Raw genomic sequence first — 11,557 nt, 5'->3', positions numbered from 1 at the left:
GCGCGAGCGCCGGGGCCGTTCTGCGTGGGATATCAGTCCGTGATGATCGTCTCGAAGGCGTCGGGGTTCTGCTCGAGCCATGCGACGATCGCCTCGCGCTCCTGGCCCTCGCCGTACTCGTTCACGACGAGGTCTTCGAGCGAGTTGTACTCGGCGTCATCGAGCTGGATGCCGGCGATGTAGTCGGCGGCCTCGGAGCAGCGCTCCGAGAAGCCCTCCGTGCCGAGGAAGTGCAGGGCCTCGGGGTCGCCCATGGCGCCCTTCGGGTCTTCGAGGTCCTTGATGTCGAACGCGTCGTTGGCCCAGAACGGACGCCACAGCGTCACGACGATGTCCTCCTGCGCATCGATCTTGCTGCCGAGCTCGGTGAGCATGGCCGCGGTCGACGACGTCAGCAGCTCGTACTCGCTGTCGAGGCCGTAGGCGGGCATCATCTCCTCCTGCGTCTGACGCGTGAGGCCGGCACCCGGCTCGATGCCGTAGATCGTGCCGTTGAAGCGGTCGGCGTTGCCGACGAGGTCTTCGATCGAGTCGATGTCCATGTAGGTCGGCACCGCGAGCGTGAGCTTGGCGTTGTCGTAGTACGCACCGAGGTCTTCGATGCTGTCGCCGTACTCGTCCATGTACGACGCGTGGGTCAGCTCGGGCCACGCCGAGGGGTAGATGTCGACGTCGCCGTTGGCGAGGCCGGTGTACAGCGGGCCCGCCTCGGTGAGGGTGTTCATCTCGACCGTGTAGCCGAGCTTCTCGAGCTGGTTCTCGAGCAGGTACGCGGTGCTCAGGCCGTCCGTCCATCCGGGCAGGAAGCCGAGGGTGATCGTGCTGCATTCGTCGGCAGCGCCCGCGCCGGCGTCGCCGCCGTCGGCTCCATTGTCGCCGTTGTCGGTGCTGCAGCCGGCGAGCACGAGGCTCGTTGCGGCGCCCAGCGCCAGGAGTGCTGTGATGTTGCGCTTTTTCATGTGATCTCTTTCTTTCCGTATACGTTCATGCGTTCCGTATGTGCTCACGAGACGGTTGCAGGGATGGTCTCGATCGCGGGTGCCTCTGTCGAGGCCTTCTGCCGCGCCTCGCGGCGTCGGGCGAGAATGCCCAGCAGCGAGGTGCGGTAGTCATTGGGGTTGCCCAGTGCCGCCGTGACGCGGTCGAGGAAGATCGCGACGAAGACGACGCTGAGCCCTGCCTCGACGCCCTGGGGCACGTTGAGTGTGGATACCGCCGCCACGACCTCTTTACCGAGGCCGTCCGCGCCAGCGATGCCGGCGATGACGACCATCGACAGCGCGAGCATGATGACCTGATTGACGCCGGCCATGATGGTCGGCATCGCGAGGGGCAACTGGATGCCGCGCAGGATCTGCCCCGGCTTCGCGCCGAACGCGTACCCCGCCTCGACGGTCTCGGAATCGACGCCGCGGATGCCGAGCTCGGTCAAGCGCACACCGGCCGGCAGCGCGAAGATGACCGTCGCGACCATGCCGGGCACGATGCCGATGCTGAAGAAGACGATCGCCGGGATCAGGTACACGAAGGCCGGCATCGTCTGCATGAAGTCGAGGACCGGTTTGATGATCGTGCTCACGGTGGCGTTGCGCGCGGCCCAGATTCCCAGCGGCACGGCGATCGCCACGGCCACGAGCGTCGCGACGAGCACGAGGGCCAGCGTCTGCATCGAAGCGACCCACATGTTCATGCCGACGATCAGCACGAAGGTGATCACGGTGCCCACGGCCAGCTGCCACGAGCGGACGAGCCACCCGATCAGGGCGAAGATGAGGATCGCGAGCGGAATCGGCGTCGCGATCAGCACATCGGTGAGCGACGTGACGAGCCAGCGCGTGACGTCGGCGACGCCGTCGAGAAGCCACTCGAGGTTCGCCTTGATCCAGTCGATGACGGCTTTCGCCCAGCTGCCGATCGGAATGCGGAACCCATCCATCAGCGCACCCCCTCGCCGTCGCCGGCCCCTCGGGCGACGGCGTCGGCCGCGTCCAGGACCGCGTCGATCTCGGCCTGCGGCACAGGGGGAAGCGGCAGAGCGATCTCTTCCGTGGCGTTGGGCCCTGGTCCGAGTGCCGCGAGGAGCGTCACTCGCGGGATGACGCCGACGAGACGGCCTTCGGCGTCCGTCACGGCGAGCGGCAGCGGCGACTCGACCGCGGGGACGAACAGGTTCATCAGCGTCTCGTCTTCGCGAACGGTCTGCGGTGCGGGCTTGATGACCGAAGTGAGGGTCGTGGCGCCCTGCCGGACGAGCTTGACCGCGTCACGGTCGGAGACGACGCCGAGCAGACGACGGTCGCGGCCCACGACGTAGACGGCCGACATGTAGGCGTCGCGCATCTGCCGAAGGGCCGTGCGCGGACCCGCCGTGTCGGTGACGACCGGCCGGGAGCGCTCCATGACGTTCGCCGCCGTGAGCACGCGCGCACGGTCCACGTCCTGCACGAACTGCTCGACGTAATCGTTCGCGGGGTCGGTGAGGATGTCCTCGGGAGTGCCCGTCTGCACGATGCGGCCGTCGCGCATGACGGCGATCCGATCGCCCAGGAACATCGCCTCGTTGAGGTCGTGGGTGATGAAGACGATCGTCTTCTTGAGCTTCTGCTGCAGATCGAGCAGCTGCTCCTGCATCTCCCGACGAATGAGCGGGTCGAGCGCGCTGAAGGCTTCGTCCATGAGCAGGATGTCGGTGTCGGCGGCGAGCGCGCGAGCGATGCCGACGCGCTGCTTCATGCCTCCCGACAGCTCCGACGGCAGCTTGTCGCCCCATCCCGTGAGCCCGACCAGGGCGAGCATCTCGTCCGCCTTCGCGCGTCGCTCGGCCTTCGAGACGCCGCGCAGCTCGAGGGGGTACGCGACGTTCGCGGCGACGGTGCGGTGCGGAAGCAGCGCGAAGTGCTGGAAGACCATCGAGATCCGATCCCGGCGCAGCTCGCGCAGGCGATTCGCCGGGATGTCGGTGATGGGGTCGCCGTAGACCGAGATGGTTCCGGCGGTGGCGTCGTGCAGCCCGTTGAGCATGCGGATGATGGTGGACTTGCCCGATCCGGACAGCCCCATGATGACGAAGATCTCGCCCGGCGCGACGGCGAAGCCGGCATCGATGACGGCCGCGGTCCCGACATCGCTCACCTCGGCGCGGGTCTCACCGGCACGGAGCCGTTTGACGGCGTCCTTCGGGTTGCGTCCGAAGACTTTGTAGATGTTCCGCGCCTCGATGGCGGGAACGACTGGTGCTGTGGTCACGTGCTTGGCCTCGACCGCACCCGGCTTCGGTGCGGCATCGGTTACGCCCGGGTGACGATCCTGGGTGCGCCTGCCCTGAGATGAGAGTTCAGATGACTGCGCGCGGCGACACACATCGGGTCCGTCGCCTGGACCGCCGACCGTACGCCCCCCGCACCGGCTCCCCAGAAGGTGCGGCATGGCGGTCGCGGACTGGTCGTGCGTGGCCTCGGAAAGGCCCCGACCGACCCTAGTCCCCTCCACTGCGCGTTGCCAAACCCCGTGGGGCTTGACAAGCGCGCAGCATTCGTTGCATGGTTGGTTGGTCAAGTAAGTAACCAACTCAGTGAGGTCGATGTGATCGAAGACGGCAGAGCACTCTTCCTGCAGATCGCAGAGAGTGTCGAGGATTCGATCGTCGACGGCAGCCTGGCGGAAGAGAGCCGAGCGCCGTCGACGAACGAGCTGGCCGCGTTTTACCGCATCAACCCCGCGACAGCAGCGAAAGGGATCAACATGCTCGTCGACAAGGGGGTGCTCTACAAGCGCCGCGGCATCGGCATGTTCGTCGCCGGCGGGGCGCGCGACCTGCTCCTCTCGGAGCGACGCGCCACGTTCGCCGAGCGCTACCTCGATCCACTCCTCGACGAGGCCCGCACGATCGGGCTCGACGCCGAGGACCTCGCGACGCTGCTGCGCGACCGCGCCGCACGAACGACCACCACGGAAGGACCCGCACGATGACCCATGTGATCGAGGTGAAGAACCTCACCAAGCGCTATCGAGACACGCTGGCCGTCGACGACGTCAGCTTCACGATCGAGAAGGATCGGATCTACGGCCTCCTCGGCCGCAACGGTGCAGGTAAGACGACCGTCATGTCGATCCTCACGGCGCAGAACTTCGCCACGTCGGGTGATGTCCGCGTCTTCGGCGCGAACCCCTATGAGAACGCGCACGTCCTGCAGCGCATGTGCTTCGTGCGCGAGAGCCAGAAGTACCCGGATGATGCGACACCGCGTCACGCGTTCCGCGCGGCCCGCCTGTTCTTCCCGAACTGGAATCAGGAGCTCGCAGACCGCCTGATCGACGACTTCCAGCTGCCGCTGAAGAAGACGATCAAGAAGCTCTCGCGCGGCCAGCTGTCCGCCGTCGGCGTCGTGATCGGGCTCGCCGCCCGCGCCGAGATCACCTTCTTCGACGAGCCCTACCTCGGCCTCGACGCCGTCGCGCGTCAGATCTTCTACGATCGGCTGCTCGAGGACTACAGCGAGCACCCGCGCACGATCATCCTCTCGAGCCACCTCATCGACGAAGTGTCCAACCTCATCGAGCGCGTGCTCGTGATCGATCGCGGCCGCATCGTGATGGACGAGGACACCGACTCGGTGCGCGACCGGGCGGCGAACATCGTCGGCGACTCGGCCGCTGTCGATGCCTTCGTCGATGGCCGTGAGGTGATCCACCGCGAGAGCCTCGGCCGCGTCTCGTCGGTGACCGTGCTCGGCGCGCTCAGCCAGGATGACCGCGCGCGCCTCACCGCAGCGGGCCTGGATGTCGCGCCCGTCTCACTGCAGCAGCTGATCGTGCGCACGACGCAGCACGCGCAGCAGAAGTCCGACCCGTCCGCCCTCGACGAAGGAGCCCTCCGATGAGCCGCACCCTCAATGTCGTCCGCATGCAGCTGGTGAACCGTCAGACCTACATCTGGGTTCCCGTGATCGTGCTGGTCGGCTCGCTGATCATCACCCTGGCGATCTACGGGATCATCTCCAGCGCCGGTGTCGACGGCGCCCTGTACGGGGGCGGGGCGCAGGCTCCGCTGTGGTACTTCGCCGTCGTCGGCGCGCAGGCGCTGACGCTGACCTTCCCGTTCTCGCAGGCGATGAGCGTCACGCGGCGGGAGTTCTACCTCGGCACCCTCCTCACGGCGGCGCTCACCTCGGCGATCCTCGCCCTCATCTTCGTGCTCGGCGGCCTGTTCGAGCAGGCCTCGAACGGCTGGGGCATGAACGGGTACTTCTTCTACCTGCCGTGGGTCTGGGAGGCCGGTCCGGCCGCTGCCGGTCTGTGCTTCTTCGCTCTCGCGATGCTGTTCTTCGTCGTGGGCTTCTGGGGCGCGACGATCTTCAAGCGGTTCGGCACTGCCGTCCTGACGATCGTCATCCTCGGAATCGCGCTGATCCTGGTCGGGCTCCTGTGGATCGTGAGCCAGCAGAACGCGTGGTCGGATCTCTTCTCGTGGATCATGACGACGGGCGCGCTCGGACTCACACTGTGGGGACTCGCACTGATCGTCCTTCTCTCGGGAACGTCCTACCTCACGCTGCGGCGCGCGACTCCATAGACACGGATGCCGCGTGGCGGCCGGCGGGCGTCAGCGCCCGTCGGCCGCTTCCGTGTGGTGGCGGATGACTTCGGCCACGACGAAGTTGAACCACTTCTCGGCGAACGCCGGATCGAGGTCGGCGTCTTCGGCCAGGCGACGCAGTCGCTCGAGCTGCTGCTCCTCGCGGGCGGGGTCGGAGGGCGGCATCCCGAACTCGGCCTTCAGCTGACCGACCTGCTTCGTGCACTTGAACCGCTCCGCGAGCAGGAAGATCAGCGCAGCGTCGACGTTGTCGATGCTGCTGCGCAGGCGCAGGAGGGTCGTCGTCGGGTCCTCGTCGGTCATGGGTCGAGATTACCCGTGCCACCCGACCGCTCGGCCCTAGAGTGTGACACATGACCGATGCTTCGGATGCCGCCACCCCACCACCCGCGTCACCGACGCCCGCAGGGTCGGTCGCAGCACCGCCCGCGGCAGATGTGCCGGCAGAGGCGATCCTCACCACCTCCGGTGAGGCACCGGCGTCGCGCAGCTACTGGACGACACTCAACCGACCCTTCATCGCGGGGTTCTTCCTCGCTCTCGGCGCACTGGCGGCATTCGCCGTCGGGGTGGCTTTCACGAACCTCTCCACCGTCCTCATCTACATCGTGTTCGCGCTGTTCGCCGCACTCGGGCTCGACCCGATCGTGCGGTGGCTCGAGAAGCACTCGGTGAAGCGCTCGTGGGGCATCGTCATCGTCTACACGGGCTTCGCGATCCTCATGGCCGGAGTGCTGCTGCTCATCGTCCCGACCGTCATCCGGCAGATCGCGCAGTTCGTCAGTGACGTTCCGTCGCTCATCGCCGACTTCCAGAAGTCCGACTTCTACCACTCGCTGCAGGACAACTTCGGCGACCAGGTCGGCACGATCCTCAACCAGGTCCAGTCGTTCATCACCAACCCCTCCAACATCGCGACGATCGGCGGCGGGCTGCTGCAGGTCGGCGCCTCGATCGCCACGACGATCTCGGGCCTGGTGATCGTGCTCGTTCTGAGCCTGTATTTCCTCGCGTCGCTCCCGACGATGAAGAAGGCGTTCAACCGGGTCTTCGCCGCCCGCAACCGGCCGAAGGCCGCGGGCCTCACCGAGGAGATCACCGACTCGATCGGCGGATATCTGATGGGGATGGTGATCCTCGCGTTCTGCAACTCGATCCTCGCACTCGTCCTGCATCTCGTGCTGGGACTGCCGTTCCCCGCGCTGATGGCGGTCGTCGCCTTCTGCATCACGCTCATCCCGCTCGTGGGCTCGGTCCTCTACTGGGCGCTCGCGACGGTCATCGCCCTGTTCACGGGATGGCTGCCGGCGCTGCTGTTCGCGGCGATCTACCTCGTGTACATGCAGCTCGAGGCGTACGTCCTCACGCCGCGCGTCATGAACCGGACGATCTCGGTACCGGGCTCGCTCGTCGTGATCGGCGCGCTCGTCGGCGGCACTCTGCTCGGGCTGCTCGGTGCGCTCGTCGCCATCCCGGTGACCGCATCGATCCTGCTCATCATCAAGCAGATCCTGATCCCCCGGCAGGACGCAAAGTTGTAGCGAGTCGGGTCAATGCTGCGCAGCAGCGTTGAGGCGACTCGCTACAAGATCGAGTAGCGGCCGCAGGCCGCGTATCGAGATCCCCTCGCGCCGGCCGCAGGCCGCGTATCGAGATCCCCTCGCGCCGGCCGCAGGCCGCGTATCGAGATCCCCCGCGCATCTCGATACGCGCCTGCGGCGCTACTCGATGACCGCGAGCGCGCCACCGTCGTCACGCGGAGACCCAAAGCTCAGCGACTGTTCAGCCGTCGATCGGGAGGATGCACGTGGGGCTGGGCGCCGCGGTGCGGTGACGTGCGCGGCCCGGCACGCCCGTGCGCGTGTCGAGGGTGAGCGAGGCGATGTCGTTCGAGCGCTCCCCGGCGACGAGCAGCGTGTCCCGCACGACGAGGTGATGCCTCGGCCAGACGACTCCTGCTTCGACGAGAGCGACGGGATCGAGGGATTCGCCCGCGCCGCGCACGCGCAGCGTCGCGATCGTGTCGCTTCCCCGCACCCCGGCATAGAGGAATCCACCGTCGTGCGACATCGCGAGCTCGGCGCCCGTGTCGGTCTCGAGGGTCGGACCGAGCGGCGTTCCCGCCGCGATCCGCCAACGGCCGCGACCCTGCGCGAGCGAGGGGTCCCACGCCAGCGTGTACACCTCGTTCGACAGCTCGGTGTTGACGTACAGGTGACCGCTCGGATGCCAGACGGCGTGACGCGGTCCGCTCCCCCGCGGCAGTTCGACCTGCTGCGTCGGCACGAGCCGCGAACCGTCGGTCTGCCAGAACCGCACGAGGTCGAGCCCCAGGTCGGTCGTGGCGAACGCACCGCCCGGCAGCGACACGGCCTGGTGCGCGCGAGAAGGTCGGCCATCGGATGCCTCGCTCGTCGCATCCGCCTCGCGATCGTCGTACGCGGGCACCAGGTGAGCGAACTCCTCGCCGGCCGCCGCGCGCAGCGCCCGCGCCGCGGCGGCGAGATCAATGCCGTCGGGGTCCGCGTCGACGGTGGTGTCCGAGCCGACCGCCGGCGGCAGCACTCGCGGAGTGCCGGGCCGACCCGCGCCGTCGAGCGGGATGCGCACGACGCGCCCGTCGCCCCAGCAGCTCGCGAGAGCAAAGCGCGCATCGGGAGAGACAGCGAGGTGACACACGGCGTCTCCGGCCGCGACGGGCTCACCGAGCGGCGCGAACGTCGCGTCGCCCGTGCGCCGGAAGGCCTGCACGAGACCCCTGGTCTCCAGCGACGCGTAGACGACATCGAGGGTCGGGTGCGCGGTGACCCACGACGGCGAGGTCGCCGCGGCGACCTCGCCCGCGTATCCGAGCGACCCGCCCGCCAGGTGATCGTCGGCGGCGCCGGCGAGCAGCATCCCGATGCCGGTGGCAGAGCCGTCCTTGTCGGGTGAGTAGCCGCCGATGAGGAACCTCACGGGCGACCCTTCGACAAGCTCAGGGACCGGGGCGACGGGCTCAGGGGTCGGGGGGACGGGCGACCCTTCGACAAGCTCAGGGACCGGGAGGACGGGCTCAGGGACCGGGAGGACGGGCTCAGGGGCCGGGGAGGCAGGCGCAGGGGCCGGGGGGTCATCAGTCGACGAGGTCCTGACGCACGATGACGGCATCGCGCGCCGGACCCACGCCGATGACCGAGATGCGTGTGCCGCTCATCTTTTCGAGCGTGAGCACGTAGTCCTGGGCCTCGATCGGCAGGTCATCGAACGAACGGGCGCCCGAGATGTCCTGCGACCAGCCGGGGAAGTACTCGAGGATCGGCGTCGCGTGGTGCACGTCGGATTGGTTGACCGGCATCTCATCGAACCGCTCGCCGTCGACGTCGTAGGCGACGCAGACGGGGATGCGCTCGAGTCCCGTGAGGATGTCGAGCTTCGTCAGCACGAGGTCGGTGATCCCGTTGATGCGCACGGCGTAGCGGGTGATGGGCGCGTCGTACCAGCCGACGCGTCGCGGTCGGCCCGTCGTCGTGCCGAACTCGAAGCCGCGCGAACGCAGCCAGTCGCCCTGCTCGTCGAACAGCTCGGTCGGGAACGGACCTGAGCCGACACGGGTCGTGTAGGCCTTCACGATCCCGACGATCCGGTCCAGGCGGTTGGGGCCGACGCCCGAACCCGTCGCGGCGCCGCCCGCCGTCGCCGACGACGACGTCACGAAGGGATACGTGCCGTGGTCGACGTCGAGCATGGTCGCCTGGCCGCCCTCGAAGACGACGACCTCTCCGCGGTCGAGCGCATCGTTGAGCAGGAGCGACGTGTCGGCCACCATGGGCCTGACGCGATCGGCGTACGACAGCAGGTCGTCGACGACCTCGTCGACCGTGATGGCGCGGCGGTTGAACACCTTGACGAGCAGGTGGTTCTTCTGGTCGAGGGCACCCTCGACCTTCTGCCGCAGGATGTTCTCGTCGAAGAGGTCCTGCACGCGGATGCCCACGCGGTTGATCTTGTCGGCGTAGGTCGGACCGATCCCGCGCCCGGTCGTGCCGATCTGACGCTTTCCGAGGAAGCGCTCGGTGACCTTGTCGAGCGTGCGGTGGTACTGCGTGATGATGTGCGCGTTCGCGCTCAGCCTGAGGCGCGACGTGTCGACGCCGCGAGCGCGCAGCGCCTCGAGCTCGGCGAAGAGCACCTCGAGGTCGACGACGACGCCGTTGCCGATGACGGCGTTGACACCGGGAGAGAGGATGCCCGATGGCAGCAGGTGCAGCGCGTACTTCTCGTCGCCGATCACGACCGTGTGGCCGGCGTTGTTCCCGCCGTTGAACTTGACGACCCAGTCGGTGCGTTCTCCGAGCAGGTCGGTGGCCTTGCCCTTGCCCTCGTCTCCCCACTGGACTCCGACGATCACGATGCCTGGCATGGGCTACTCCCCCGTTATCGGACGGTGATGTCCCATCCTATCGACGGCACGGGACACGGCCCCGCTATGTTGAGCGGATGCTCCGCTCCTCCGCCTGGGTTCTGTCGTGGTCGCTCGTGCGGATCCTCGCCGCCGCGCTCGGCGTCGCGGCGATCGTCGCACAGTTGACTCGCACCGTCGCGCGGGCCAACGAGACGACGTCGGGTCACGCGGGGGATGTCCCGACCGTCGTCGCGAACTTCCTGAGCTACTTCACGATCGAATCGAACCTCATCGCGGCGATCGCACTCGCGATCGGCGGCATGTGGGCGTTGGGGAGGGGCCGCGCCGCCGCCGCGGAACCGCGCTGGTTCGCGATCCTGCTCGCGTGCGCCACGACCTACATGGTGATCACCGGCATCGTCTACAACACGCTCCTGCGTGGGGTCGCCCTCGACCAGGGCGTGACGGTCGCGTGGTCGAACGAGGTGCTCCACGTCGTCATCCCGATCGTGCTGCTGCTGGACCTCGTCCTGGCGCCGAAGCGGCGTGCACTCGCATGGAGCACCGTGTGGGCCGTTGCCGCTTTCCCGCTCGTCTGGGTGATCTACACCCTCGTGCGCGGGCCTCTCATCACGGCGCCCGCGACGGGCGACCCGTGGTGGTACCCCTATCCGTTCCTCGATCCGCACAATTTCGAGAACGGCTACGTCGGTGTGGCGCTCTACATCATCGGCATCGCGATCGGAATCATGATCGTCGGGCTCGGCGTCGTGTGGATCGGGCGGCGGCGCGCACGCTCCCGAGAGGCGGGCGCACGCGCGGCCGCCTCGTGATCGGACGCGGCCGCGGCCCCGTCCCCCTACGCTGGACGCGTGCGTAAACGTCTCATCGCTGTCCCCCTCCTCGCCCTCACGCTGCTCGCCAGCTGCTCGACTCCGGCTTCGCCCGGCGCGACGACCGAACCCTCCGCGCCCGCCCCCGCCGAGGCGCAGGGCTGCGAGTACGTCGAGAACTCCGGCGCCGTACGCGACGTGACGGCGCCGGATGCCGAACCCGCTGTCGCGGGCATCGTCGACGCCACCCTGCAGACCTCGGCGGGCGACATCCCGCTCACGCTCGACGCGGATCGCACGCCGTGCACCGTCGGAAGCTTCGTCTCGCTCGCGGAGCAGGGCTACTACGACGACTCGTCGTGCCACCGCCTCACGACGACGGGCATCTTCGTGCTGCAGTGCGGAGACCCCTCCGGCACCGGACGCGGCGGCCCCGGCTACAGCTACGCCGACGAGCTCGACGGCAGCGAGACCTATCCCGCCGGCACGATCGCCATGGCCAACGCGGGGCCCGACACGAACGGCTCGCAGTTCTTCCTCGTCTACGAGGACACGGCTCTGCCGCCGTCGTACACGGTCTTCGGCGAGCTCTCCCCCGAGGGACTCGAGGTCGTGCAGGCCGTCGCGGCAGCGGGCACGGCCGACGGGGCGCCGGATGGAGCGCCGGCCACGACCGTGACGATCACGGGCGTCACCCTCGGCTGATCGCCGCCGGGCCGAGGAACGGCACCGGCTCGGTGATGT

The 11,557-nt window shown here is 68.1% G+C and carries 12 protein-coding genes; 6 read left to right on the top strand and 6 right to left on the bottom strand.

Features of this window, described 5'->3' with window-relative positions; all coding sequences use genetic code 11:
• Positions 1–32 precede the first annotated feature (32 nt).
• The 3 genes from ACWICD_RS06430 to ACWICD_RS06420 are packed head-to-tail and all read right to left on the bottom strand — an operon-like array spanning position 33 to position 3,246.
• The gene (locus ACWICD_RS06430; protein WP_376129290.1) at positions 33–959 is read right to left on the bottom strand and encodes a glycine betaine ABC transporter substrate-binding protein; all 927 of its coding nucleotides are present in this window, start codon (positions 957–959) and stop codon (positions 33–35) included.
• Between the two features lie 44 nt (positions 960–1,003).
• Positions 1,004–1,936: an ABC transporter permease gene (locus tag ACWICD_RS06425; RefSeq protein WP_454139681.1), complete on the bottom strand. Its 933-nt coding sequence runs from the start codon at positions 1,934–1,936 to the stop codon at positions 1,004–1,006.
• Positions 1,936–3,246: a quaternary amine ABC transporter ATP-binding protein gene (locus ACWICD_RS06420; protein WP_376129294.1), complete on the bottom strand. Its 1,311-nt coding sequence runs from the start codon at positions 3,244–3,246 to the stop codon at positions 1,936–1,938. Before ACWICD_RS06420 ends, ACWICD_RS06425 begins: the two co-directional genes overlap by 1 nt.
• Positions 3,247–3,582: 336 nt before the next feature.
• Here ACWICD_RS06420 and ACWICD_RS06415 point away from each other — a divergent pair, with 336 nt between their 5' ends.
• The 3 genes from ACWICD_RS06415 to ACWICD_RS06405 are packed head-to-tail and all read left to right on the top strand — an operon-like array spanning position 3,583 to position 5,572.
• Positions 3,583–3,969, top strand: a complete 387-nt coding sequence (locus tag ACWICD_RS06415; protein WP_454139752.1) for a GntR family transcriptional regulator — start codon at positions 3,583–3,585, stop codon at positions 3,967–3,969.
• On the top strand, positions 3,966–4,880 hold the full coding sequence (locus tag ACWICD_RS06410; RefSeq protein ID WP_376129298.1) for an ABC transporter ATP-binding protein: 915 nt from the start codon (positions 3,966–3,968) through the stop codon (positions 4,878–4,880). Before ACWICD_RS06415 ends, ACWICD_RS06410 begins: the two co-directional genes overlap by 4 nt.
• Positions 4,877–5,572: a hypothetical protein gene (locus ACWICD_RS06405; RefSeq protein ID WP_376129300.1), complete on the top strand. Its 696-nt coding sequence runs from the start codon at positions 4,877–4,879 to the stop codon at positions 5,570–5,572. Before ACWICD_RS06410 ends, ACWICD_RS06405 begins: the two co-directional genes overlap by 4 nt.
• A 30-nt stretch (positions 5,573–5,602) precedes the next feature.
• Here ACWICD_RS06405 and ACWICD_RS06400 read toward each other — a convergent pair whose 3' ends face one another.
• Positions 5,603–5,899 carry a chorismate mutase gene (locus ACWICD_RS06400; RefSeq protein WP_376129302.1) on the bottom strand — a complete coding sequence of 99 codons (297 nt, stop codon included), beginning with the start codon at positions 5,897–5,899 and terminating at the stop codon, positions 5,603–5,605.
• A gap of 50 nt (positions 5,900–5,949) precedes the next feature.
• On the opposite strand from ACWICD_RS06400, the gene ACWICD_RS06395 reads away from it, so the two are divergent.
• On the top strand, positions 5,950–7,137 hold the full coding sequence (locus ACWICD_RS06395) for an AI-2E family transporter (RefSeq protein ID WP_454139680.1): 1,188 nt from the start codon (positions 5,950–5,952) through the stop codon (positions 7,135–7,137).
• Between the two features lie 241 nt (positions 7,138–7,378).
• On the opposite strand, the gene ACWICD_RS06390 is transcribed toward ACWICD_RS06395, so the two are convergent.
• Together ACWICD_RS06390 and ACWICD_RS06385 are read right to left on the bottom strand one after the other, a co-directional pair.
• Positions 7,379–8,554, bottom strand: coding sequence for a lactonase family protein (locus tag ACWICD_RS06390; protein WP_454139679.1), 1,176 nt, complete (start codon positions 8,552–8,554; stop codon positions 7,379–7,381).
• A 157-nt stretch (positions 8,555–8,711) separates the two neighbouring features.
• Complete coding sequence (locus ACWICD_RS06385) at positions 8,712–9,998, bottom strand: adenylosuccinate synthase (protein ID WP_454139678.1); 1,287 nt, start codon at positions 9,996–9,998, stop codon at positions 8,712–8,714.
• A gap of 77 nt (positions 9,999–10,075) precedes the next feature.
• Here ACWICD_RS06385 and ACWICD_RS06380 point away from each other — a divergent pair, with 77 nt between their 5' ends.
• Positions 10,076–10,813, top strand: a complete 738-nt coding sequence (locus ACWICD_RS06380; RefSeq protein WP_454139677.1) for a Pr6Pr family membrane protein — start codon at positions 10,076–10,078, stop codon at positions 10,811–10,813.
• 39 nt (positions 10,814–10,852) lie between these two features.
• Positions 10,853–11,518: a peptidylprolyl isomerase gene (locus tag ACWICD_RS06375; protein ID WP_454139676.1), complete on the top strand. Its 666-nt coding sequence runs from the start codon at positions 10,853–10,855 to the stop codon at positions 11,516–11,518.
• The last annotated feature ends 39 nt before the right edge of the window (positions 11,519–11,557 follow it).

Source organism: Microbacterium sp. NPDC055357 (assembly GCF_053644835.1).
This window is presented reverse-complemented; position numbering and strand designations above follow the sequence as displayed.

What these genes read in the sequence shown, in the direction of transcription:
- ACWICD_RS06385 (WP_454139678.1), bottom strand. Translation starts at nt 9,998, where the DNA reads ATGCCAGGCATCGTGATCGTCGGAGTCCAGTGGGGAGACGAGGGCAAG.
- ACWICD_RS06405 (WP_376129300.1), top strand. Translation starts at nt 4,877, where the DNA reads ATGAGCCGCACCCTCAATGTCGTCCGCATGCAGCTGGTGAACCGTCAG.
- ACWICD_RS06380 (WP_454139677.1), top strand. Translation starts at nt 10,076, where the DNA reads ATGCTCCGCTCCTCCGCCTGGGTTCTGTCGTGGTCGCTCGTGCGGATC.
- ACWICD_RS06410 (WP_376129298.1), top strand. Translation starts at nt 3,966, where the DNA reads ATGACCCATGTGATCGAGGTGAAGAACCTCACCAAGCGCTATCGAGAC.
- ACWICD_RS06425 (WP_454139681.1), bottom strand. Translation starts at nt 1,936, where the DNA reads ATGGATGGGTTCCGCATTCCGATCGGCAGCTGGGCGAAAGCCGTCATC.
- ACWICD_RS06430 (WP_376129290.1), bottom strand. Translation starts at nt 959, where the DNA reads ATGAAAAAGCGCAACATCACAGCACTCCTGGCGCTGGGCGCCGCAACG.
- ACWICD_RS06400 (WP_376129302.1), bottom strand. Translation starts at nt 5,899, where the DNA reads ATGACCGACGAGGACCCGACGACGACCCTCCTGCGCCTGCGCAGCAGC.
- ACWICD_RS06395 (WP_454139680.1), top strand. Translation starts at nt 5,950, where the DNA reads ATGACCGATGCTTCGGATGCCGCCACCCCACCACCCGCGTCACCGACG.